Genomic DNA, 23,516 nt, shown 5'->3' with positions numbered 1-23,516 from the left:
TATGTATTAAGTTTATAAATTATGCTGCAAACTTAATTTTTTTTAATTGGATTTACTTAAATGGAGATTAAAGAACAAAAGAAAATAAAAATTGGAATTGTTTTATCTGGCGGGGGAATACGTGGGGTGGCTCATTTAGGTGTATTAAAAGCTTTCAATAATGCAGGTATATTTTTCGATTATGTAAGCGGTGCAAGTGCAGGATCTATTGCAGGTGCCTTTTATGCAGGTGGTATTGACCCTGAAGATGGATTAAAAATATTTGCAAAAACTAAACTTTGGAAATTTATTAGGCCAGCATTAGGATCGCTTGGTTTAATAAATATAGAAAGAACAGCAAATATTTTTAAAGATTATTTCCCTGAAGATCGAATTGAAAAACTAAAAATCCCATTAATTATAACCGCTGTGAATTTTAGTGCGGGCAAAATTGTTTATTTTGAAAAGGGACCTTTAATACAATCAGTTTTAGCTTCTAGCTGTATTCCTGGGATATTTAAACCAATAAATATCAATAATGAAATGTATGTAGATGGGGGTGTACTAAATAACTTCCCTGTTGAACCATTGATTAATAAATGTGATTTCATTATAGGTTCTAGCTGTAATCACTTAAACGCCGTTGAAAAAATATCAGGTATCACCAATTTATTGATTAGAGCTGCAACCATGTCGATTAATCATGATATGGAACAAAAAGCAACTTTGTGTGATGTACTTATTGAACCTAAAGGATTAGGCGAAATCCACACGTTTGATCTGAAAAAGGCAGAAACTGTTTATTGGTTAGCTTATGAAGAAACACTAAAGACCATTCAGCAGAATGAAAAACTTCAGGATTTGATAAAAAAACTAAAAGCTGAATAAATCAGCTTTTAGTTTTCTAAAGGGACCAATTCACTGTTTATTAAGACAGGAATTACAGTACAAATATTTGATTGTAAACAAAATTGTACATCCTTTTCAATATTTAATTGCTCTAATCTAGAGCTATGAGACGATTTATGAAGATAACCTCTTAAATCCTGCTTAGCTGTTAAATATAAATCTTCAGCAGCTACAGAAGCATCATCAAAATGAGAAAAATCATTTTTTAATCTATTCACTACTGCTCCTGCAAATAACGAATCTTCAAGATTAAATTTATCCTTCCATCCAGCACAAAGTAACAATACATTCTTTTGCTGAAGTATTAGCCACTGACTTAAGCTCTCTAAATTTAAAAACGAACCAACTACTACTTTAAAAGCTCTTTCTTGGGCAAGCATTAAAGCTTTAGTACCATTAGTAGTTGTTAATACAATTGTTTTTCCATTAACTTTTTCTGTCGTATAAGAAAAAGGTGAATTACCGAAATCAAAACCCTCTACTACTTCACCATTACGTTCTGCAGCCAATAAATAATCTGAGTTTTTATAATCATTGCAATCCTCCACATCCATAACAGGGATTATAGCTTTAGCTCCATTCTGCAAACCGTATGTCATTGAAGATGTAGCTCTTAGAATATCTATAACCACTACAATACTATCCTCAATTGCATACAAATCCAACAAAGCAGGCGTAAAACAAACTTCAATTTTTTGCATAAAAGAGTTTATTTAACCTATTTAAATGGAAATTTTACGACGCTAGCTTTAATTTTCGAATCTCTAATTAGAATGAATATTTCATTTCCTTCCTTTGCAAAAGAAGATTCAACATAACCCATACCAATCGCTTTTTGTAGAGATGGAGACTGAGTTCCAGAAGTAACGACACCTATTTCAACTCCATTTTGATCCACAATTTTATAACCGTGACGAGGAATACCTCTCTCAATCATTTCGAAACCAATTAACTTACGTTTCACACCAGCTTCCTTTTCGGCTAATAAAGCTTCAGAATTAGTAAATTTCTTAGTGAATTTAGTAATCCAACCTAAACCTGCTTCCAATGGCGAAGTTGTATCATCAATATCATTTCCGTATAAACAAAATCCCATTTCTAAGCGCAAAGTATCTCTTGCACCTAATCCAATAGGTTTAATACCAAATTCTTTTCCTGCTTCAAAAACAGCATTCCAAATAGTTTCTGCATGTCCGTTCTCGAAATAAATTTCAAAACCACCTGCTCCTGTATATCCTGTAGCCGAGATTAAAACATTATCTATGCCAGCAAATTTTCCTTTTTTAAAGCTATAATATTCCATATTAGCCAAATCAATATCGGTTAAACTTTGTAAAGCTTTAGTCGAATTTGGCCCCTGAATAGCTAATAAACTAGTTTGATCAGAAATATTTTTCATTTCAACCCCTTCTGTGTTGAATTTAGAAATCCAATTCCAATCTTTTTCAATATTACTTGCATTTACAACCAACATATATGTTAGTTCATCTATACGATAGATTAATAAATCATCAACAATACCACCATTTTCATTTGGCAAGCAAGAGTATTGAATTTTACCATCATAAAGCTTAGAAGCATCATTACTACAAACACGTTGTATTAAATCTAAAGCTTTAGGCCCCTTCAAAATAAACTCACCCATGTGGCTTACGTCGAAAACCCCGACACTGTTTCTAACCGTAGCGTGTTCAGCGTTAATTCCTTCGTATTGTACTGGCATATTATAACCAGCAAAAGGCACCATTTTCGCGCCTAATTCTATATGTTTAGATGTTAATGCAGTATTCTTCATTGATATTAATTTAATGGGTAAAAGTAATAAAAATACCACCAATATTGATGGTGTTATTTGCTAAATAAATCCAGTTGTGGATCTATTACTCTAAATGTTCTTCTATGATGAGGTGTAAATCCAAATTTTAAGGTTGCAGTTCTATGTTTAGCTGTGGCATACCCCTTATTTTTATCCCAAGCATAATCGGGATATTCTAGAGATAGTTTTTCCATATAATCATCTCTATAGGTTTTAGCTAGAATTGAAGCTGCCGCTATATTTAGAAACTTCCCATCTCCTTTAACTATACAAGTATGAGGAACATCCTGATAAGGTTTAAATCTATTACCATCTATTACTAAATATTTCGGTCTAATATTTAATTCATTGATGGCCTTATGCATAGCTAAGTAAGATGCATTTAAAATATTTATCCTGTCTATTTCCTCGTTGTCTACTGAGGCTACAGCCCATGAAATAGCTTCCTGCTCTATTTTCTCCCTTAAATAATTCCGTTGTTTTATAGAAACTTGTTTTGAATCATTTAAAATATCACAAGTAAAATTTTTAGGTAAAATAACTGCTGCTGCGAAAACCGGACCTACCAAACAACCTCTTCCTGCTTCATCACATCCAGCTTCTATAAGTTCTTGTTGATAACAATTTAAAAGCATGCTCAAATTTAAAAATTATAAACCTTAATTAACCGTTCTCCCTTTCCATTCATATTTACCTATATTACCTGCAATACCAATAAAAATTAAATAAAACACATGTAAAATACTTAATAAAGGGGTTAAAATTAAAAGCTTAGTCCTATTTGCAAACATGGCTAATTGCGTATAAAAGTATAATTCAGCGGCTATTTTAAGGCCAATTTGAGCCAAAAAGAGACTCAGGAAATTACCATATAAAAGCGTTATTATAAATAACAATAAGAGACTCAAATTAAACAACCACATCCATACCCCTAAAAAAATTATGCGTTTATCTTTATAACTAGTGCTCTTTGAAGCCCAACGTTTCCTTTGAGCTATAAAACCTAATAAAGTTGGAACGGGATTCGTATAAACAATGGCATCAATTGATTTTAAAAATCCTATACCATTTGGATATCTTTTCGCTACTTTATGTAATAACAACTCATCATCTCCAGATGCTTTATTGTCGATACCTGCAAAACCACCAACCTCATTAAAAGTAGCTTTATTGTACAATAAATTTGCACCATTACAAGTTATTGGTCGTTTATTTCCAATTCTACTTGCTCCCATACCAATTAAAAACAAAAACTCTAAAGATTGTAAACGCTCAAAAAGTGTTCTTTCTTGATGATAAACTACTGGCCCTGAAATCATCTTAAATGAATTTTGTTCATAATAATCAACCATAGTTCTAAGCCAATCTGCTTTCATTACACAATCGGCGTCGGTTGTAATAATCACCTCTCCTTTAGCATTTTTAATTGCCTGGGCTATTGCAGATTTCTTATAGGAATTAATAGTAGTAGGGTCCAAAAAATTTATTAAAGTAATAAACGGAAAATATTGTTCTACAATTTTTGCTGTATTATCTTCAGAATGATCATTTATCACAATCACTTCCATTAAATTTTTGGGGTAATTTTGATTTATAATAGCATCCAAAGTTTTTCCAATATTATTTTCTTCATTACGGGCAGCAATTACGATAGTAACATGAGTATATGGTGTAGAATTAGAAGATTTATAAATAGGTAAACGATCCCATCCTTTTTTAAAATCTAATAAGAAATAGACATACCCAATTGTTAAAATCCAAAAAAGTATATTAAGCGTTTCGATAACCAAATATTTTTAATTTAAAAACAAAATATACACCCAAAATAGCTGGAAGAATAATATTTACCAACCATATACACGCTGTAGATGCAACTACTGCTGTTTGCTGATCGGTAATGTAACCAAAAAAATGAGTTGCTGTCAAGCTTCTAATTCCAATATCAAAAATTGCTAACGAGGGTAATGAACTTTGTACAAAGAATAAAATACAAACCATCATTAATACATCAAAGCTATTTAATTCAGGAATCAGCCATTTAATGATAATTAAATATTGCGTACTGAATACCGCATATCTTGCTACTGCAAAAGCAAAAAGTTTAATGAGCTCTAATTGAGAATATCTACCTAAAATATTATAAAATTTATGATATTTCGCTGTCCATTTAAAAGAGAGCAATAAGCCTTTTATCCATCTAATATTTAAATAAAACACCAATAGCAAACCGCAAAAAGAAGCGCCAACAATTACAATACAGTAATAAATCCAATAATCTATTTCAATAAACCTAAATAAAAACCAAAGACCGGCCAGAACGCCGAAAATATTGGTTACAACCAACTGTCCTATATTTCCTACGGCCATAACCACTACCCCTACTACTCTCCGTTTAGGGGATAAGAAGAATATTCTTCCACCATATTCACCAATTCTATTGGGTGTGAAAATTGCTAAAGTTAAGCCGCAAAAAACAGATTGAACAGCTTTCCAATAAGAAATTCTTTCTACAGGTTTTATTAGTCGTTTCCATTTTATTACTTCTATTCCCCAGTTTAATAACATTAAACCCACCAATAAAAAAGTTAAAATGAAAATTTCTAAACCCGACATATTAATTAAAAATTGTCTGAAATTTTCTAAGTCTTTGTTATTGATAACCTTTTTTACAATAAACCAAAAGGCCAAAATAACTAAGGCTAGTTTTACTCCAAAAGAAAGATATATGCGTTGCTGTTTTGTCAACATTTAATTACTTACTATCTACAAATATGCTTAATATTGTTGTATGTTGGCAGAGAAAAAGGAAAGGATAATTTTAGGAATAGATCCAGGCACCTCCATAATGGGTTATGGTATTATTTTAGAGCGGGGATCTAAATTAGAATTAATCACAATGGGCATTGTTAGAATGGACCATTTAGATGACCCTTATTTAAAGCTTCAGCGTGTTTTCGAAAAAACATTGCATTTAATTGAGGATTATAACCCAGATGCGTTGGCAATTGAATCGCCATTTTTTGGCAAAAACATCCAAGTAGTTTTAAAATTAGGCAGAGCACAAGGTGTAGCTATGGCAGCAGCATTAACAAAAAATATACCTGTAACTGAATATGCGCCCCGTAAAATAAAGCAAAGTATTACAGGAAATGGCAATGCTAGTAAAGAACAAGTTGCTGCTATGCTTCAAAAATTATTAAAATTTAAAGAGACACCTGAGTTTTTAGATGCTACAGATGGTTTAGCAATCGCAGTATGCCATGCATTTCAGCGAATGCCTACCGGATCAACAAAAAGCTATTCGGGTTGGGAAGCCTTTGTTGCTGGGAATAAAAAAAGAGTTAAATAAAAAAGAGTTAATTTAAGCCGATTGACTCAAATTAACTCTTAAATATTTTATATCGAAAAATTACTTAGAAGAATCTAATATTTTGAAAACTGCTTTGCAGCAAATTATTGCTCCAATAAATAAAATAATCCACGTGATTAAAGAAACAGCGAACGAATCATAAGCAAAACGGCCAAAAGTACCGATCATACATAAAATTAATCCGATAACAATTGTTTTGTAAATAGCCGGATCATTTGCTTTTTGAATGCTTTCTGAATTTTGAACTTTATTATTTTCCATTTTCATATACTTATAATACAAATGTATGATTAATTTTAACGAGTTTAAAATCATTCCTATAAAAATTAAATTAAAAAAATAGAAACAGGGATTAGAAACTATTATTCCATAAGTTTGTTACCCATTATAAACAAAGAATTGCATTATGAATAGAAAAGCAACTGCCGTATGGCAAGGAAGTGGTAAAGAAGGTTCGGGCCATTTATCTACCCAAAGTACTGTTTTAAATAAAACTCAATATTCTTTTAACACAAGATTTGAAGATGGAATTGGTACAAACCCTGAAGAATTAATAGCTGCAGCACATGCTGGATGTTTTACCATGAAACTAAGTTTTGTTTTAAATGAAAAAGGCTTTACAGCTGATGAATTAAACACAGATTGTATAATTACTTTCCAAGATGGAAAAGTAGCCAAATCTCATTTAGTTGTAGAGGCAAAGATTCCTTCAATTGACGAAAGTACTTTCCAAGCGGCTGTTAAAGAAGCTGAAGAAAATTGCCCAATTTCTTTATTATTAAATACAGAAATTAGCTCAGAAGCGAAACTGGTATAAAAACATCGCTTAATAGTTTCTAGCTTTACTACTGTTTCTTTTAAAATAGGTAAGTAATCTGGAAACAAGGATTAAAACTTTTGATCAACAAAAAAGCCTCAACAAATTGCTGAGGCTTTCTTTAAAAAGAAAATTTTATTACTATCCATTTAATGCTGCTGCACCACTCACAATCTCTGTAAGCTCAGTAGTAATAGCAGCCTGACGAGCTTGGTTATAAGAAAGCTTAAGTGCTTTTAATAACTCACCAGCATTATCTGTAGCTTTATCCATAGCCGTCATTCTTGCGCCATGCTCAGATGCATGAGAATCTAAAACAGCTTTGTACAATTGTGTTTTTATTGATTTAGGAATCAATTGAGTTACAATTTCCTCTTTTGAAGGTTCTAAGATATAATCAACAGCATTACCTAATGTACTTTCTTCAACTTCAGACTTTGTTAAAGGCAATAATTGTTCAGTAGTAATAATTTGAACTGCTGCATTTTTAAATCTATTGTAAACAATCTCCACTCTATCAAATTCACCTTTTTCGAAACTTTCCATAATAGAAGTAGAAATTTTAGAAACGTTTTCAAAACTCAAATCTGAAAACACTTCATTGTTATTTCCTATTACGTTAAACTTACGTTTTTCGAAAAAGTCTTGACTCTTTTTACCGATAGAAATAATACTTACATTTCCTTTATGCATTTGATTGCTATATTTTTCAGCGATCAATTGATTAGCTGCTTTAATAACATTCATATTGAATGCGCCAGCCAATCCTCTGTTAGAGGAAACCACAACAATTAAAACTTTATTTGGCTCTCTTTCTACCACAAAAGGAGAAGAACCTCCTTCTAGACTTGAAGATAGATTTCCCAAAATATCTTTTAATTGAGTTGCATAAGGACGCAAAGCAAGAATAGCATTGGTTGCTCTTTTCAACTTCGCAGCTGAGACCATTTTCATAGCCTTAGTAATCTGCTGAGTAGATTGAACAGATGTTATTCTATTTCTTACTTCTTTTAAATTAGCCATATTTTGTTAATCTGGTATATTAAGTTCAAAGTCTTAAGCTTGTAATTACTTACTTAAGACTTTAAACTATTTTTCTAATATTTTGCTGAAAGTTCTTTTGCTACTGTCTCTAAAACACCAGTAATCTCGTCATCAAATTTACCAGCTTTTAATGCTGCTAAAGTTTCAGGATGACGCATTTCTAATTGTTGTAAGTATTCAGTTTCAAATTCACTTACTTTATTTACAGGCACATTACGCATTAAGTTTTTAGTACCTACATAAACCATAGCAACTTGTTTCTCTACAGTCATAGGAGAAAACTGCCCTTGCTTAAGCATCTCTACGTTACGACTACCTTTATCTAATACAGATTTTGTAGCTGCATCTAAATCAGATCCGAATTTCGAGAAAGCTTCTAACTCTCTGTACTGAGCTTGATCTAACTTTAATGTACCAGCAACTTTCTTCATAGATTTAATTTGAGCGTTACCACCCACTCTAGATACAGAGATACCTACGTTAATTGCTGGACGAATACCTGCGTTAAACAAGTTAGATTCTAAGAATATCTGTCCGTCAGTAATCGAAATTACGTTTGTAGGAATATATGCAGAAACGTCACCCGCTTGTGTTTCGATAATTGGAAGTGCTGTTAATGAACCACCACCTTTAACAATACCTTTTAAAGATTCTGGTAAATCGTTCATGTTTTTAGCAATCTCATCGTTTGCATTAATCTTTGCAGCACGCTCTAATAAACGACTGTGAAGATAGAATACGTCTCCTGGATAAGCCTCACGACCTGGAGGACGACGTAATAATAATGAAACCTCACGATAAGCCACAGCTTGTTTAGATAAATCATCATAAACAATTAAAGCTGGTCTTCCTGTATCACGGAAGAACTCACCAATAGCAGCACCTGAGAAAGGTGCGTAGAATTGAAGTGGAGCTGGCTCAGCAGCAGAAGCAGCTACAACAACAGTATATGCCATTGCACCATTTTCTTCTAAAGTACGAACAATATTTGCTACTGTACTTGCTTTCTGACCACAAGCTACATATATACAGAATACAGGATTTCCTGCTTCATAAAATTCTTTTTGGTTGATAATAGTATCGATACAAACCGCAGTTTTACCAATCTGACGATCTCCAATAACCAACTCACGCTGACCACGACCAATAGGAATCATCGCATCAATAGCTTTGATACCTGTTTGTAAAGGCTCGTTTACTGGTTGACGATAGATTACCCCTGGCGCTTTACGCTCAATTGGCATCTCATAAGTCTCACCTAAGATTGGTCCTTTACCATCAATTGGTTCACCTAACGTGTTTACAACACGACCAAGCATTCCTTCACCTACTTTAATAGAGGCAATTTTCTTAGTACGTTTAATTGTATCACCTTCTTTAATCTCATCTGATGGACCTAACAATACAACACCCACGTTGTCTTCCTCAAGGTTTAATACAATACCTTGAAGACCATTGCTAAATTCTACCAACTCACCTGATTGAACTTTAGTTAATCCATAAACACGGGCAATACCATCACCCACTTGTAATACGGTACCAACTTCTTCCAGCTCAGTTTCTGATTTAAAGCCCGACAATTGTTGTCTGATGATTGCCGATACTTCGTCTGGTCTTACCTCTACCATAATATAATTTTCTTTTAAAAATTTTAATGTCTCTAGTTATAAACTAATGCTTACAACAAATTTTAATTAATTTACTGATACAGCAAATTGCTTTTTAAGTTTACTTAAACCGCCTGATATACTAGCGTCAAATTGTTTGTCTCCAACTTTTATAATAAAACCGCCAATTAATGATGGATTTATTTTTTCTTCAATTATTACCTCATTTGCTCCCAGCTCGCGCTTAACCGTCTCAATAATTGTTTTCTTATTTTCGTCTGTTAATGCAGTAGCCGTTTGAACAGAAGCGGTCATAATTCCTTTAAGTGCATTGTATTGTTTAACAAATTGTTTCGACACTTCAAATAATATTGAAGATCTACCCTTGTTTACAATTAACTTGAAGAACGACTTGGTAATCTCGTGAACATGACTATCGAAAGTTCCACTAAGTATACCACGTTTCTTATCTAAAGGCACGATAGGGTTTTGTAATATCGCTTCTAATTGCGGATTTTCGTCCACAACATTCCTAAAAAGCACCATGTCATTTTTAAGATCTTCTAATGCATTTTGTTCCATTGAAAGATCAACTAATGACTTTGCGTATCTAGAAGCTGCTTTAGTATTTACCATTATCCCTTTTTATAATAAATTATACTTTATTAATTTAATTTAACTTCTTTAAGAAGATCACCAACTAATTCTTCTTGCTTAGCTTTATCAGCTAATTGATTACGAAGTACACGTTCAGCAATTTCTAATGATAAATTAGAAACTTGACCTTTTAATTCTGCTAATGCTGCTTTCTTCTGATTTTCAATTTCAGTTTTAGCTTTCTCAATTAATTTAGCTCCTTCTACTTGAGCTTGAGATTTAGCCTCATTAACAATATTATCTTTCAAAATCTTAGCTTCTTTTAAAATCTCATCACGCTCGTTACGTGCTTGTTGCATTAACGCTTCATTTTGAGATGTTAAACGTGCCATTTCTTGTTTTGCTAATTCAGCTTTATTTAAAGCTTCATCAATAGAATGTTCTCGCTCTTTTATTGCAGCTAAAACAGGTTTCCATGCAAACTTCGACAATAGAAACAATAAAATTAAAAATGCAATTGTTTGAAAAACAACTAAACCAACTTCAGGTATTAATAAATCCATGTTGATGTATTATATATATTTTATATTTAATTTCTTTTAAAAAGTTGTGTTGTGAAACAACCTTTCACAACACAACTAATTTCTGGGTGTTATTACATTAATGCAACAACAACTGCGAATAACGCAACCGCCTCAACGAAAGCAGCAGCAATTAACATTGCAGTTTGAATTTTCGAAGCAGCTTCAGGTTGACGAGCAATACCGTCCATAGCTGAACCACCAATACGTCCAATACCTAGACCTGCACCAATCGCAGCTAAACCTGCACCTACTGCAGCAATACTTCCTGTAATCATGATTTTATATATTAATTGTTAAAAATTATGCTAATTAATGGTGATCCTCAACTGCCATTCCAATGAATAAAGCAGAAAGAATCGTAAAAATAAATGCTTGAATAAATGCTACCATCAACTCAATTCCACCAATAAAAATTGCAAATGGAATAGAAGCCGCAGCAACTGCTAAATTATCAAACACAAATATCAAACTAATTAATGAAATGATTAATATGTGACCAGCTGTAATATTCGCGAATAAACGAATCATTAAAGCAATTGGCTTAGTAAACACTCCAATTAATTCAATTGGCATTAAGAAAATCTTCATCGGAACCGGCACCCCTGGCATCCAGAAAATATGCTTCCAATAATTCTTATTACCATTAAACACAGTCATAAATAATGTAGCACAAGCTAACACTACTGTAACTGCAATATTTCCCGTTAAGTTTGCTCCACCTGGTAAAAATGGAACTAATCCCAACATGTTATTAAACCAAATGAAAAAGAATACGGTTAGTAAATATGGCATGAAACGCTCATATTTATGACCCAAATTTGGCTTCGCAATATCATCACGAACAAATAAGATAATTGGCTCTAACCAAGATTGTAAACCTTTTGGAGATTTACCTTGACGCTTTTTATATCCATTAGCTACACTGATAAATATTACCAATAGCACAACTACAGATAAAAGTAACGTACATACGTTTTTAGTAATAGAAAAATCTAATGGACGAGAATTTAATGAATGATGCTTGTCATCGAAAGAAACATACTGACCATGCTCATTCGCCACATCAGATGCATGATAAATTTTTTCGTGATATTTAACAAAACGTTGACCACCTTTTTCAACAACAACAGTTGCGTTGTCGTCTTTCATAAAGTCGTTACTGTTGAAAGTTATCCATTGTCCTTCTGAATAAAGGATAACTGGCAATCCGATATAAGTATCGCCAATTACATTCCAACTGTGCGAATCCGCAACGTGGTGTAAGGCAAATTTACCTATCTCAAACTTTTTCTTTTCGCCAGATTCTACAGGTTCAGATGCCGCATTTGCTCCAAACGACTGCAACAAAAACGCTGAAAAAAGCGTAAAAACGAAAACTATCCTCTTAAACTTAAACTCTAAAACACGTGTACAATCCATTTACTCGGAGATTTTTACTATTTATTTTGGTGGCGCAAGTTACGCAACAAACCGTATATTTCAAAGAAGGTAAACAATAAATATAAAGAAAAAAAATTGAAGACAAAAACCAAGTCCTTTCCTTTATTGTTTAGACTATAAATTAGCACAAATGCCATCGAAAAAATTAGCTTTAAAACGATCGACCCCATTATTGCCATTACCCCAGTTTCAGGACTTTTTTTAATCCCTAAAAACGCCACAACGAAAGCAATAAATGTTAACCCACTTAAAAAACCAAATATTAACCAAAACTTATCTGTTAATAGTTTAATGTTAGGGAAAATTAACGGCAATGAATAGGCTATTCCTCCCAAAAGCAATGTGTACAATAAATAATAGACAATATATTTCTTGAGGCTCAAAATGTTATTTTTTATGCAAAGCTAGGATTAGTTTTTAATATTAAAGCATGTATAAGATGTAGGTGGATTTTTTTACAATATTCAGATTGAAGTACACCCTAATTCTCTACTTCTCTTTGCTCAATGATCTAACTACTTGATATAATGAAACTACAGCCCCTATAACGCCCAAAACAGCCATAAATATAGGCTTCTCACTGCCTCGCTTCTCGTCTATTTTATAACCTATAAATGCAAATACACCAATTGTAGCTAACATCTGGAAGCCCGTAGCTGAATATTTTATGAAAGTAGTTAGTCTTTTTTCTTCTGGTTTATTCTCGTTATTAAGCATAAAAACAATAGATTTGAGTATTGAATACAAACTTACATTAACTTAACGTTAATTATCCTAAAGAAGGTAAAATCTAAATTCAACATTACTCTTGAAAGCAATATTAAATACATATATAACAATTCTATTGTTAATTGTTTTCAGTTTTATTGCAGGTTGCTCAACCAGAATTGATACGCCATCTAACCGAAAGCTTCAAAATCTATCAGCAAGATTTAATTACATCTATAATTCCAATGTTATTCTTAAAGCTTATGAGGATAAGTTGTCGCAAAATTATGGGGCTACTTTTGATGATATTTTACCTGTTTATTTAATTCCGGAAGAAAATTTAACGGACAATGCTCAGTTAAAGGAAATTATCACAAAAGCTCAGGCGGTTATTTCCGAAAAAACATTTAGCAATTATCTAGATGAAGCCTATTTACTTTTAGGAAAGGTATATTATTATCAAAATTTTCAGTTTAGTGCGGCAGAGTATTTTAATTATGTTTACAAGGCATTCCCCGATGTAAAAGGCAGAAAATTAAATGGCTTAAATTGGAAAGCAAGAAGTGAAATGCAATTGGGAAAGGATGTTTCGCCAATTATTAAAGAAATTGAAACGCTAATTAAGTTAGATAAGAAAATAGATGCTGCATCTCATGCAACTATTGCACAATGGTATATTAATAATCTAAAATACGAGGAAGCAATTGTTCACCTATCTGTAGCTTTAAAAGGGAAAACTTTAAAACAGGAAAAAGAAAGATGGACTTACATTTTAGCTCAACTTTACGAAAAGACCGATGATTTTAAAAAGAGCGTAAAATTTTATAATAAAGTTGCTCGATCTAATGCTCCTTTCAATTTGTATTTCAATGCACACTTAAATCGAGTTAAACTACAAGCGCAATTATCTCCAGATTCCATTGATAAGCAAAGTTTAATTTTAGCATTGTTAAAAGATGATAAAAACGACGATTATGTAGATCAAATTTTTTATAAAACAGCAGAAATATATGCGGAAAATGGCGATTTAATAAATGCTGAGAAGTATTATAAATTATCAGCACAACGCATTATTAATAATAAATATCAACAAGGATTAGCGTATTTAAGATTAGCAGAATTAAATTTCACTTCCAAAAAAGATTATTTAGCGTCTAAGCTTTATTATGATAGTGCATTAACTACCCTACCCAAAACATATATAGGCTATTCTGGAATTGAAAAAAAATCTAATAGTTTAGGTTTCCTTTCCGTTAGATTTGAACGCATTACTTGGCAAGATAATCTTCAATTATTAGCTGATCTTCCTGAAAACGAAAGGTTAAAAAAAATAGAAGAATGGATTGGCCCTGAAGAAAAGAAAATTGATGTTTCTGAGAATAAAGGAACTGATAACAAGTCTGAAACAGCTATTTCATCTACTTCTACTTTCTATTTCAGCAATCCAACTGCCATGGCAATTGGATTTTCAGACTTCAAAAAAAAATGGGGTAATAGAATTTTAGAAGATAATTGGCGTCAATCAACAAAATCTAGCATCAATCAAAATAATAATGTAGTTGACAATAAGACTGAAACTATAAATCCAGCTGTTAATTTAGATAGGGAAGTGCGCATTAAAAATTATTTAGAGAATATCCCCTCAAGTGAATCTGATTTTCAAAAATCAAATGAAATAATTAAAAATTCATTATTTGAAATTGCAGGATTTTATTTCCAGGAATTAAATGAACCAAAGGAGGCTATTAAATATTATGAAGAGCTTTTAAGAAGATTTCCAAATTTTCCAAAAACAGATGCAGTTTACTATAGTTTATATAGATCCTACGAGGAATTAGATAGTGCTAAAGTGGATTTTTTTAAGTCTAAGTTATTATCAGAATTTCCAAGTTCAGCCTATACTAAAGCTGTTTTAGATCCATTAGCCAATTTTAAAGAATCGCAAGTAGAACTTAAAGTTCAGGAATTATACAATTCTGTTTACTTAAATTTTGAAGAAAAAGAATACTTAGACGTTATTAAAAAAGCTGATAGTATTGCTGTAGAGTTCCCTAATAATCAACTAAAGGCACAATACGATTATTTAAAGGCTATTGCAATTGGTCGTACAAATAAAATTGACACCTTAATTGAAGTTTTTAATACTATTATAAAAACGCATCCACGCGATAGTATTGTTACTCCCCTAGTTAAAGAACATTTAGAATATATAAATAAAAATATTGTCGACTTTAAGAATCGAGCTTTTGCACTTAACGACTTTAATCTTAATGATCCAAGATTTTTGGCTCAAAACACAGTAATTCCAATTCAAAATCCTCAAAACGTTAATCAAAACACTTTAGAACCTTCAGTTGTTAATGTTGTTAAGCCAGATTCAATAAATGCAAAAATTGAAAATCTAGCAAAAAAAGATACGGTAAAATTAAACCCATTGAAAGTAGAATCGGTTATAATTGATACAAAAACTGAAAAACAAATTTTATCAGGACAAATTACAAATACACCTAATATTCCTTTAAAATTAGAAGAAAAAGAAGCGCCAATTGTTAATGATGGAACATTTAATAATTCGACATCCAACACATACTATTTTGTTATCCGCATAGATGACCCTAACATAACCTTAAGTTCTTCACGATTTGGAATTGGGCAATTTAATAGAAGTAATTACCCAAATGAAAATTTAAGACATCAATTAGTGGAATTAGAAGCGGATCAATTGATTTTTGTAGGTAACTTTGCAGACTTAGAACATTTAAAGAAATATCAATTAAAAATACAGCCCTTAATGAGTTCGATTATGAAAATCCCTGCCAATAGCTATCAAACTTTTATTATTAGCAAGGAAAATTTCGATAAATTAGATTCTAGAGCTAGGATATTACAGTACATTAAATTTTTTTCAAAGAATATAAATGAGTAAGCCATTAACTAACGATCAAATAAAGAAATACAATAAAACCCTTTGGAAAGTTTTATTGTGGGGAATAGGGATATTTTCAATTTTCATTCTATCCATTGGATTAGGTTTATTTGGGAAACTGCCTACTTCAGAAAGTATAGAAAATCCTAAAAGCAATCAGGCTACAGAAGTACTAGCAGAAGATGGTAGAATATTAGGTACTTATTTTGCAAAAAATAGATCGAATATAACTTATAAAGAAATCTCACCAAATGTAATTAATGCGTTAATTGCGACCGAAGATATTCGTTTCATGTCGCATAGTGGTATAGATTTTAAGCGAACTTTCACTATTTTCTTTTATAATTTAGTTGGTAAGCGTCAAGGCGCGAGTACCATTACTCAACAGTTAGCCTTAAATCTATTCTCTGAAGAAGGTCGTCAAAAAAACTTTTTCAAAAGAGTAATTCAAAAATTTCAAGAATGGATTGTTGCGGTTAAACTAGAACGTAATTACACCAAGGAGGAAATAATCACGATGTACTTAAATACAGTTGATTTTGGAAACCAAGCTTATGGTATTAAATCGGCAGCTAGAGTATATTTTAATACAACCCCCGACAAATTAACGGTTACTGAAGCAGCAACATTAGTTGGTTTACAAAGAGGAATAACGCGTTATTCTCCTACTAGAAATCCAGAACGTTCATTACTGAGAAGAAATACAGTAATGTCGTTAATGGTTCAAGAAGATTATTTAACAGAACAACAATACGAACAAGAAAAGGTTAAACCATTAGGATTAAGATTTAATGCAGCTACTGTTAATGAAGGAATTGCTCCTTATTTTAGAGCAGTTGTAAAAAATGAAGTTAAAGCAATTTTAGCTGAAAGATCTATTCTTAAAGCAGACGGGACGCCTTATAATTTAGATACAGATGGATTAAAAATTGTTACCACCCTTAACTACGATATGCAACAATATGCTGAAGAAGCACAACGAGAGTACATGAAAACGTTGCAAGATCAGTTTACTAATAGTTGGAAAGGTAGAAATCCTTTTAAGGGGATGGAATTACAGATAAATCAAGGGATAAAACGATCCGACAGATATAAAGCATTAACCTTGGAAGGAAAAACGGAAGAGGAAATTATGGCTGATTTTAATACGCCTACTAATCTTAATATTTTTACCTGGAAGGGCGATATTGATACAGTTATGAAACCTATAGATTCTGTAAAATATTATAAAATGTTATTGAGAAATGCCATGATGGCCATGGATCCTCAAACTGGCCATGTAAAAGCATGGGTTGGTGGAATAAACTATGAGCATTTTAAATACGATCAGGTTAAAATGGGAACTCGTCAGGTAGGTTCTACTGCAAAACCATTTACTTATGCAGTAGCTATAGAAAACGGATATTCTCCTTGCTATACAGTAAAAAATGAACCTATAACTATCTCAAATCCTGGCAGTGAAGATTGGACTCCACGTTCTACAGGCACCATTCCAGGCACTATTACATTGAAAACAGCCCTAGCAGCATCGCAAAATTATGTAACTGCTTTTCTAATGAATTTAGTTGGTCCAACTGCTGTTGCAACTCAAATTAAGAATATGGGTATTACTTCAGATGTTCCTGTAGTACCATCTATTTGTTTAGGATCTTTTGATGCTTCAGTGTACGATATGGTTGGTGCTTATGGTGTATTTGCGAATAAAGGATACTGGACAAAACCTTTTTACATTCAAAGAATAGAAGATAAAAACGGCATTGTGCTTTATGAAGATAAAGCTATTCCAAAAGCTGTTATGAATGAGGAAGTTGCCTATGTTATGACCCGTATGTTACAAGGTGTAGTAAAAGAAGGAACTGGTAGAAGATTAGGTTGGAAATACGGATTAAACACACCGATAGGTGGCAAAACCGGAACAACCAATAATAATTCTGACGGTTGGTTTATGGCCATTACACCAGATTTAGTTGCTGGAGTTTGGACTGGATGTGAGGATAGAGCTTTTAGATTTATAAACACAAGTATGGGGGAAGGGGCAAATACCGCACTTCCAATATTTGGGCTATTCATGCAAAAAGTATATGCTAACCCAAAAATTAAAATAAGTAAAGGAGATTTTGAACCACCTAGAAATGGGGTAAGTATTGTTACCGATTGTGCGCAATACCAACAACAACAAGAAGCACCTACTTCTGAACTTGATCAAAAACTCGGATTTTAGATATTAATAAGCTATTATAAAATAATATAGGGCTGTATTAAGAATTAGAAAGTTTTTTCAATCCCATAAAAAAAACCTTACTACATTCGTTAACCAGCCCATATTAATAAATTCATTAACTTATATTAGTCAAATTACATACTTTACTTACTATAAAAAAAACTATAGGATGAAAAGGCAAATAACCGATACCAACAAGATGCTTTTCTATATTAAAGTAAATTGAAACCTGCCATAATATTAATTGTTAATTATCTATTAAATCAATAATAGATGATTAACAATCTCGATAAATTCGCAAGAGCGCTAAGTCTGTCCTTTTTTAAATTTTCTATTAATTAATTGCTCATAAGGCTCGCATTTTATTGATTATAGAAATATTGAGTAGTTTTTTTCTACTATTAATATAATGTAGGTTAATAATTACACATAGACATTTGTACTATTCTTTATTATTAAAGACATTATAAAATCTTTGCTGAGCCATTCGTCTCTATGCTACGAAAGAGCGGAAGATTCGAGGTGTAAAGTAAGGATACTTTACAATAAGGCATCCAAACTTTCAATCATCTGGTCTTTCTGTCTTCCCCTCCTATTTTGTATCTTTACACCAACGATGGCAACATTCGACTATAAAAAAGCATTAGCTGAAATCCCCCATAAACCTGGAGTCTACCAATATTACGATGCTGATGATCAACTCATCTACATTGGTAAGGCTAAAGACTTACGAAATAGGGTAAGTTCCTACTTTAACCAGGATAAGCAGATGTATGGTAAAACAAAAGTCTTGGTTTCTAAAATCAGACGAATAAGTTTTACAATAGTTGATACAGAAATTGACGCTTGGTTACTTGAAAACAGCTTAATTAAAAAGCATCAACCCCGCTATAACATTATGCTTAAAGATGATAAAACCTATCCATGGATTATCATCAAGAAAGAACACTTTCCAAGGGTGTTTTGGACAAGAAATGTAGTGAAAGATGGATCAACTTATCTTGGGCCATATGGATCTGTAGGTATGATGCATACCATTTTAGACCTCATAAAGGAAACCTATCAGCTTAGAAGTTGCAACCTACCTCTAACTCCTAAAAACATTGCAGAAGGCAAGTTTAAAGTTTGCTTAGAATACCAAATTGGGAATTGTAAGGGTCCATGTCAGGCTTTTCAACTCGAAGAAGATTACAACCATAATATTAGTGAGATAAAGGAAATTCTGAATGGGAAAATTGGAAATGTAATTAAAGACGTAAAACAAATCATTAAAAAAGCAGCTGATGAACTAAATTTTGAACTAGCACATCAATATCAGCGTAAGCTTACAATTTTAGAAAAATACCAAAGTAAATCTACCGTTGTAAGTACCGCTATAAATAATGTAGATGTGGTGAGTATTGCTAGTGATGAAAAATATGCTTTCGTGAATTTTTTAAAAATTGCAAATGGAAGTATCATTCAAACGCAGACTATAGAAATAAAAAAACAATTGAATGAAAGTGATGAAGAGATTCTAACACTTGCATTAGCCGAATTTAGAACCAAGTTTAATAGTAATTCTAAAGAAGTTGTAGTTCCATTTCCAATAGAATTGCGAGACTCGAACATTAAATTTACTGTTCCTAAGTTGGGAGAAAAGAAAAGTCTATTAGAACTCTCACAAAAGAATGTATTGTTCTTTAAAAAGGAAAAACTCAATCAATATGAAAAGCTGAATCCAGATTTGCGAACAGATAGAATTCTTACGCAAATGCAAAAAGACCTTCGACTTACACAGCTTCCTAAACATATTGAATGTTTCGATAATTCTAACTTTCAAGGAAAGTATCCGGTTTCAGCGATTGTAGTTTTTAAAGATGCTAAACCTTCGAAAAAAGATTATAGGCACTTTAATGTTAAGACTGTTGAAGGTCCCAACGATTTTGCCACTATGGAAGAAGCGGTATATCGACGCTATAAACGTATGTTAGAAGAAGATCAATCATTACCCCAACTTATTATCATTGACGGTGGAAAAGGTCAACTTTCTTCTGCACTTAAAAGTTTGAAGCTTCTTGGAATAGATAAAAAAGTAACGGTAATTGGTATTGCAAAAAGATTAGAAGAGCTTTATTATCCTGGAGATAGTTTACCGCTTTATTTAGATAAGAAGTCGGAGACACTAAAAGTTATACAACAACTAAGAGATGAAGCACATAGATTTGGCATCACTTTCCACCGTAAAAAACGCGATCAGGGAACGCTAAAAACAGAATTATCAGATATTCCTGGCGTTGGAAAAGTTTCGTCAGAAAAGCTACTTCGCACTTTTAAATCGGTTAAACGTATAAAAGAAGCCAGTGAAGAGGAACTTCTTAAAGTGATAAACCTAAAACAAGTAAAGGCTTTAAAAACCTATTTTGGGGGAGAAGATTTAGAATAACAAAGTAATCGAGATAAACAATCCCAAAATTTAAATTACTTCCCTCTATTTTTTCTCTTTCGTTCTTTTTCCTTAGCCTTTATACTATAATCTTTTGTCAAGGTTTCTAACTTTTTAAACAACTCATCATCAATACGTTTCTGCTCCTTTATAAGCGCATCACCCTGAAAAAATGAACTTAGTGGCAAATCTAATGGATTAGAAATTTTATATACTTTTCCATCGAACATTCGTCTTGTAAACCAATCGTCGTAACTAAAATTTGTTGCATCATTATCAAACAGCGCAACTTTTTGAGTAGCCAAAATATATCTGAATTCAGGAAAATAAACCCAAAACGGAACAAAATCGTCTACCACAGCACCTTCAACTTTTAAATCAACAACTGGAGCAATTCCCCAAATTCTTACTTCAAAAGTCCCTGTTTGCTGATTAAAAATCCAATCTTCCATAATCATAAATTTCTTTACAGACTTTGGATCAAAATCTTGAGGCAACATATTTCCACCAACTTGATTACCATCTCTATCAAAAACCGGAACAAATGTACTGTCAGCTAAACGCTTAGAAACTTCAGCTACTTTTAATGGTTTCGAGAAGAAATCAATTTCTTTGTTATCTGGGTTTTCATAAGCCGTTAATTCGCCATTTATTATAGATGAAAACATAATATTGGCTAACATAGATTTTGGAGCCATCATAGTCCAATTAGTTGTATCTTTTGAATCTAGTTCTCTCCAAATACGTTTTGAAAACAACACATCAGATTCATTAACAAACTTATAATCTATAACATTACCCCCTAAAACACGAGAACCATAATACCCAAATCCTTGTTGTTGAACCTTATTATTTTGCGAAAAACCAGTGGTAACGCTTAATATAGCAATCACCAATAAAACAACTTTTTTCATTCTACTTTATTAAATCTGAAAAACAGAATTTCTATTTTCCATGAGTAAACGTCAATTAAGCCTTCTCCAAATTAAGGCGAAAATTTTTTAATTTATATTAATTAAGATGGAATTCAACAATCGTTCCTTCCCATCAGGGCCTTTTGCCACTATGTTATCAAAAATAATTCTATTCCCTGAACTTGCTCCATCTAAAACCACTTTAACTTCTGCATTAAAGTCGGCACCATTATTCCTAACCGTTTGTATTTCTCTATTACCGCTAATTTTAATCAAATTAAAACGTACAATATTAAATTTAATGTCGAATTCAAAATCATCGAGATTCGCATAAATAAAAGATTGATTTCTTAGCGCTACAGCCGTCATACTACCCGAACTTTTGCCAGCAACTTTCGCAATAGGATCTTTAATTCTTTTAATTCTAAATTCTTGGCTTCCAACTGAAATAGATTTTCCATTAATTTTAGCCATTACATTAAAAACAACCTTCTTCCCTATCGCATCTCCTCCTACTGTATATTCATAACCTTTGCCTACCTTTTTTAAACTACCAGCTCCATTAACAACTACAGAAATCTGATCATCAGGTATACCTGCAGATGCAATCTCAATTGGATTTTCTATACCTGCATATACCACATTCATTCGAGTTGCTGCAACCGTAGCGGCGGGTTTTGCTACCTGATAAGTTTGAACAGGTGTTGTATAAGTTTTATATTTTCCATCTGTTTGTTTAACGGTAATAACTCCTCTCCAAGTATAAATTCCGGGTGTGCTTGTATTCGCTTTATAATTACCAATTCCTTCTACCACTTGTAAAGGTTGATTGTTTACACGCATACTTGCGGATTGTTGAGAATTGTAAGAACTTAAATAAACTGAAGCTGTATAAGGTTCTCCAGCAAGCACATACGATGAAGGAGCCGCAGCAACCGCCACATAATTATCAAACCTTAATTCAGTTTCATCTAATCGACCTAACAACTTCTTAATTACATCATTTTCTGTATTTGCTGCATCTGAATGAAACATAGACAAGATTGCAATTGCAGCTGTAGCAGGCGTTTCTGGTCCAAAATTATGTTCTTCCCAACTTAATTTTTTGGTATTTCCTAAACCATCCGATATTTCAGGTTTCAAACTTAAATTCCCTCTTTCGTTTAAAGGGAAAAGTTCCATTAACTGATTATGAGCTGCCTTTATCTTTTCTTTTAATAAAGTTGCGTTTTTCTCCTTTTGGAAAAATCGATTGGTTATATCTGTATTTTCAGGGCTTTTTAATAATTGTGTTTCTTCGTCTAATCCCCCTGCTCTATTAATAAACTCCAATTTTAAGGAATCAATAGATTTTTCTAGATTCGAAATTATTGATTTCGCTGCTATAGCTTTTTTATAATAAGGCATATGCTTTGCCGTATCATTTTTTAGTCGATTTTGCTCAAAATAGGCAATATAATTGTTGGTTTCCTTCTTAGTTCTAGAAGTTCCGCTTTCTAAATTGTCGCTAATATTATTAAAAGCATTTAATACCGTATCAGGAATACTTAAAGCAAGCATCGCCAGTAAGACTAAATACATTAGACTTATAAATCGTTGGCGTGGATTTACTTTAACCTTCGACATACCAATTAAGCGTTAGGCATATGCATAGCATTCAGCATATTTTTATAAACTGCATTAAGGGCTGTTAAATTTTTCGCTAATTTTTCACTTTCTTCAGTTACGCGAACCGTATGTTCTGCCATTGGCCCCATTTTATTTAAATCTTCGCTTATTTTCTGGTAAGCTGCATTTAAATTTTTTAAGTTTTGAGCTAAATTCTCCATTTCAGTATGATACTGAGATAAGTCTGGTGAACCAGATTCAAAAGATTTTGCGATTGGTAATTGCACTGGAGAAATATTATTTTGATTGGATTGGGCAACAGCATGAGAAGCAACAACTAATTCGTCTTCATCTTCTTTTACGACTTTAATTTCATCACTTTGAAAACCTAAAATGAAAAATAAAAGTGCTTCGGTTAACATCCCTACGATAATTAATGTATCGGCAGTATGCCAACGCAATAATTTAGCCATCACCCCAATAATTACCACCGATGCGCCCCATGATGTTAGCGTATGGATGGTGATTCTAAATTTTCTTTTGTTTGCCAT

At 32.5% G+C, this 23,516-nt stretch carries 22 protein-coding genes; 6 read left to right on the top strand and 16 right to left on the bottom strand.

All coding sequences use genetic code 11. The features are described from left to right. The first annotated feature begins 60 nt into the window (after window positions 1-60). On the top strand, window positions 61-867 hold the full coding sequence (locus VRU49_RS05360) for a patatin-like phospholipase family protein (RefSeq protein WP_330145756.1): 807 nt from the start codon (window positions 61-63) through the stop codon (window positions 865-867). Window positions 868-875: 8 nt separating this feature from the next. Here VRU49_RS05360 and VRU49_RS05355 read toward each other — a convergent pair whose 3' ends face one another. Genes VRU49_RS05355 through VRU49_RS05335 form a run of 5 tightly spaced genes read right to left on the bottom strand, consistent with a single transcriptional unit; the run spans window position 876 to window position 5,452 of the window. Further along, complete coding sequence (locus VRU49_RS05355; protein WP_330145755.1) at window positions 876-1,589, bottom strand: 2-phosphosulfolactate phosphatase; 714 nt, start codon at window positions 1,587-1,589, stop codon at window positions 876-878. A 17-nt stretch (window positions 1,590-1,606) separates the two neighbouring features. Beyond that, on the bottom strand, window positions 1,607-2,683 hold the full coding sequence (gene gcvT, locus VRU49_RS05350; protein WP_330145754.1) for a glycine cleavage system aminomethyltransferase GcvT: 1,077 nt from the start codon (window positions 2,681-2,683) through the stop codon (window positions 1,607-1,609). 53 nt (window positions 2,684-2,736) lie between these two features. Continuing rightward, on the bottom strand, window positions 2,737-3,339 hold the full coding sequence (rnhB, locus tag VRU49_RS05345) for a ribonuclease HII (RefSeq protein WP_330145753.1): 603 nt from the start codon (window positions 3,337-3,339) through the stop codon (window positions 2,737-2,739). Window positions 3,340-3,363: 24 nt separating this feature from the next. Beyond that, window positions 3,364-4,494: a glycosyltransferase family 2 protein gene (locus tag VRU49_RS05340; protein WP_330145752.1), complete on the bottom strand. Its 1,131-nt coding sequence runs from the start codon at window positions 4,492-4,494 to the stop codon at window positions 3,364-3,366. Further along, window positions 4,475-5,452 (bottom strand): hypothetical protein, encoded by a 978-nt coding sequence (locus VRU49_RS05335; protein WP_330145751.1) that lies wholly within the window; start codon window positions 5,450-5,452, stop codon window positions 4,475-4,477. The genes VRU49_RS05340 and VRU49_RS05335 overlap by 20 nt, the downstream gene beginning before the upstream one ends. 40 nt (window positions 5,453-5,492) lie before the next feature. On the opposite strand from VRU49_RS05335, the gene ruvC reads away from it, so the two are divergent. Next, window positions 5,493-6,053: a crossover junction endodeoxyribonuclease RuvC gene (gene ruvC / locus VRU49_RS05330; RefSeq protein ID WP_330145750.1), complete on the top strand. Its 561-nt coding sequence runs from the start codon at window positions 5,493-5,495 to the stop codon at window positions 6,051-6,053. 60 nt (window positions 6,054-6,113) lie between these two features. On the opposite strand, the gene VRU49_RS05325 is transcribed toward ruvC, so the two are convergent. Continuing rightward, the gene (locus VRU49_RS05325) at window positions 6,114-6,335 is read right to left on the bottom strand and encodes a hypothetical protein (protein WP_330145749.1); all 222 of its coding nucleotides are present in this window, start codon (window positions 6,333-6,335) and stop codon (window positions 6,114-6,116) included. Between the two features lie 145 nt (window positions 6,336-6,480). Between VRU49_RS05325 and VRU49_RS05320 the strand changes: the two genes are divergently transcribed. Next, entirely contained in the window at window positions 6,481-6,891 is a 411-nt protein-coding gene (locus tag VRU49_RS05320) for an OsmC family protein (protein WP_330145748.1), read from the top strand. A gap of 141 nt (window positions 6,892-7,032) precedes the next feature. Here VRU49_RS05320 and atpG read toward each other — a convergent pair whose 3' ends face one another. The 7 genes from atpG to VRU49_RS05285 all read right to left on the bottom strand — a co-directional run bounded on the left by atpG (window position 7,033) and on the right by VRU49_RS05285 (window position 12,880). Next, window positions 7,033-7,914 carry an ATP synthase F1 subunit gamma gene (gene atpG, locus VRU49_RS05315; RefSeq protein ID WP_330145747.1) on the bottom strand — a complete coding sequence of 294 codons (882 nt, stop codon included), beginning with the start codon at window positions 7,912-7,914 and terminating at the stop codon, window positions 7,033-7,035. Window positions 7,915-7,988: 74 nt separating this feature from the next. Then, window positions 7,989-9,563, bottom strand: a complete 1,575-nt coding sequence (atpA, locus tag VRU49_RS05310; RefSeq protein WP_330145746.1) for a F0F1 ATP synthase subunit alpha — start codon at window positions 9,561-9,563, stop codon at window positions 7,989-7,991. Window positions 9,564-9,629: 66 nt separating this feature from the next. Continuing rightward, window positions 9,630-10,178 (bottom strand): ATP synthase F1 subunit delta, encoded by a 549-nt coding sequence (gene atpH / locus VRU49_RS05305; protein ID WP_330145745.1) that lies wholly within the window; start codon window positions 10,176-10,178, stop codon window positions 9,630-9,632. A 29-nt stretch (window positions 10,179-10,207) separates the two neighbouring features. After that, on the bottom strand, window positions 10,208-10,702 hold the full coding sequence (locus tag VRU49_RS05300; protein WP_330145744.1) for a F0F1 ATP synthase subunit B: 495 nt from the start codon (window positions 10,700-10,702) through the stop codon (window positions 10,208-10,210). Window positions 10,703-10,794: 92 nt separating this feature from the next. Then, entirely contained in the window at window positions 10,795-10,995 is a 201-nt protein-coding gene (gene atpE / locus VRU49_RS05295; protein WP_055132568.1) for an ATP synthase F0 subunit C, read from the bottom strand. A 37-nt stretch (window positions 10,996-11,032) separates the two neighbouring features. Next, complete coding sequence (atpB, locus tag VRU49_RS05290) at window positions 11,033-12,142, bottom strand: F0F1 ATP synthase subunit A (protein ID WP_330145743.1); 1,110 nt, start codon at window positions 12,140-12,142, stop codon at window positions 11,033-11,035. A gap of 510 nt (window positions 12,143-12,652) precedes the next feature. Next, window positions 12,653-12,880, bottom strand: coding sequence for an AtpZ/AtpI family protein (locus tag VRU49_RS05285; protein WP_330145742.1), 228 nt, complete (start codon window positions 12,878-12,880; stop codon window positions 12,653-12,655). Between the two features lie 91 nt (window positions 12,881-12,971). Here VRU49_RS05285 and porW point away from each other — a divergent pair, with 91 nt between their 5' ends. From porW to uvrC, 3 genes are all read left to right on the top strand, one after another. Continuing rightward, entirely contained in the window at window positions 12,972-15,797 is a 2,826-nt protein-coding gene (gene porW, locus VRU49_RS05280) for a type IX secretion system periplasmic lipoprotein PorW/SprE (RefSeq protein WP_330145741.1), read from the top strand. After that, window positions 15,790-18,018, top strand: a complete 2,229-nt coding sequence (locus tag VRU49_RS05275) for a penicillin-binding protein 1A (RefSeq protein WP_330145740.1) — start codon at window positions 15,790-15,792, stop codon at window positions 18,016-18,018. The genes porW and VRU49_RS05275 overlap by 8 nt, the downstream gene beginning before the upstream one ends. Window positions 18,019-18,634: 616 nt before the next feature. Then, entirely contained in the window at window positions 18,635-20,443 is a 1,809-nt protein-coding gene (uvrC, locus tag VRU49_RS05270; protein WP_330145739.1) for an excinuclease ABC subunit UvrC, read from the top strand. A 35-nt stretch (window positions 20,444-20,478) separates the two neighbouring features. Here the strand turns inward: uvrC and porN are convergent, their stop codons facing one another. From porN to VRU49_RS05255, 3 genes are all read right to left on the bottom strand, one after another. After that, the gene (gene porN, locus VRU49_RS05265) at window positions 20,479-21,357 is read right to left on the bottom strand and encodes a type IX secretion system ring subunit PorN/GldN (RefSeq protein WP_330145738.1); all 879 of its coding nucleotides are present in this window, start codon (window positions 21,355-21,357) and stop codon (window positions 20,479-20,481) included. Between the two features lie 87 nt (window positions 21,358-21,444). Continuing rightward, the gene (gene porM / locus VRU49_RS05260; RefSeq protein WP_330145737.1) at window positions 21,445-22,983 is read right to left on the bottom strand and encodes a type IX secretion system motor protein PorM/GldM; all 1,539 of its coding nucleotides are present in this window, start codon (window positions 22,981-22,983) and stop codon (window positions 21,445-21,447) included. A gap of 5 nt (window positions 22,984-22,988) precedes the next feature. Then, window positions 22,989-23,516 carry a GldL-related protein gene (locus VRU49_RS05255; protein WP_330145736.1) on the bottom strand — a complete coding sequence of 176 codons (528 nt, stop codon included), beginning with the start codon at window positions 23,514-23,516 and terminating at the stop codon, window positions 22,989-22,991.

Source organism: Pedobacter flavus, from assembly GCF_036324285.1.
GTDB classification, from domain to species: domain Bacteria; phylum Bacteroidota; class Bacteroidia; order Sphingobacteriales; family Sphingobacteriaceae; genus Pedobacter; species Pedobacter flavus.
This window is presented reverse-complemented; position numbering and strand designations above follow the sequence as displayed.

What these genes read in the sequence shown, in the direction of transcription:
- VRU49_RS05300 (WP_330145744.1), bottom strand. Translation starts at nt 10,702, where the DNA reads ATGGATTTATTAATACCTGAAGTTGGTTTAGTTGTTTTTCAAACAATT.
- rnhB (WP_330145753.1), bottom strand. Translation starts at nt 3,339, where the DNA reads ATGCTTTTAAATTGTTATCAACAAGAACTTATAGAAGCTGGATGTGAT.
- VRU49_RS05325 (WP_330145749.1), bottom strand. Translation starts at nt 6,335, where the DNA reads ATGGAAAATAATAAAGTTCAAAATTCAGAAAGCATTCAAAAAGCAAAT.
- atpH (WP_330145745.1), bottom strand. Translation starts at nt 10,178, where the DNA reads ATGGTAAATACTAAAGCAGCTTCTAGATACGCAAAGTCATTAGTTGAT.
- VRU49_RS05335 (WP_330145751.1), bottom strand. Translation starts at nt 5,452, where the DNA reads ATGTTGACAAAACAGCAACGCATATATCTTTCTTTTGGAGTAAAACTA.
- atpG (WP_330145747.1), bottom strand. Translation starts at nt 7,914, where the DNA reads ATGGCTAATTTAAAAGAAGTAAGAAATAGAATAACATCTGTTCAATCT.
- porM (WP_330145737.1), bottom strand. Translation starts at nt 22,983, where the DNA reads ATGTCGAAGGTTAAAGTAAATCCACGCCAACGATTTATAAGTCTAATG.
- ruvC (WP_330145750.1), top strand. Translation starts at nt 5,493, where the DNA reads ATGTTGGCAGAGAAAAAGGAAAGGATAATTTTAGGAATAGATCCAGGC.
- porN (WP_330145738.1), bottom strand. Translation starts at nt 21,357, where the DNA reads ATGAAAAAAGTTGTTTTATTGGTGATTGCTATATTAAGCGTTACCACT.
- VRU49_RS05285 (WP_330145742.1), bottom strand. Translation starts at nt 12,880, where the DNA reads ATGCTTAATAACGAGAATAAACCAGAAGAAAAAAGACTAACTACTTTC.
- atpB (WP_330145743.1), bottom strand. Translation starts at nt 12,142, where the DNA reads ATGGATTGTACACGTGTTTTAGAGTTTAAGTTTAAGAGGATAGTTTTC.
- gcvT (WP_330145754.1), bottom strand. Translation starts at nt 2,683, where the DNA reads ATGAAGAATACTGCATTAACATCTAAACATATAGAATTAGGCGCGAAA.
- VRU49_RS05320 (WP_330145748.1), top strand. Translation starts at nt 6,481, where the DNA reads ATGAATAGAAAAGCAACTGCCGTATGGCAAGGAAGTGGTAAAGAAGGT.
- VRU49_RS05360 (WP_330145756.1), top strand. Translation starts at nt 61, where the DNA reads ATGGAGATTAAAGAACAAAAGAAAATAAAAATTGGAATTGTTTTATCT.
- atpA (WP_330145746.1), bottom strand. Translation starts at nt 9,563, where the DNA reads ATGGTAGAGGTAAGACCAGACGAAGTATCGGCAATCATCAGACAACAA.
- VRU49_RS05275 (WP_330145740.1), top strand. Translation starts at nt 15,790, where the DNA reads ATGAGTAAGCCATTAACTAACGATCAAATAAAGAAATACAATAAAACC.
- VRU49_RS05355 (WP_330145755.1), bottom strand. Translation starts at nt 1,589, where the DNA reads ATGCAAAAAATTGAAGTTTGTTTTACGCCTGCTTTGTTGGATTTGTAT.
- uvrC (WP_330145739.1), top strand. Translation starts at nt 18,635, where the DNA reads ATGGCAACATTCGACTATAAAAAAGCATTAGCTGAAATCCCCCATAAA.
- VRU49_RS05255 (WP_330145736.1), bottom strand. Translation starts at nt 23,516, where the DNA reads ATGGCAAACAAAAGAAAATTTAGAATCACCATCCATACGCTAACATCA.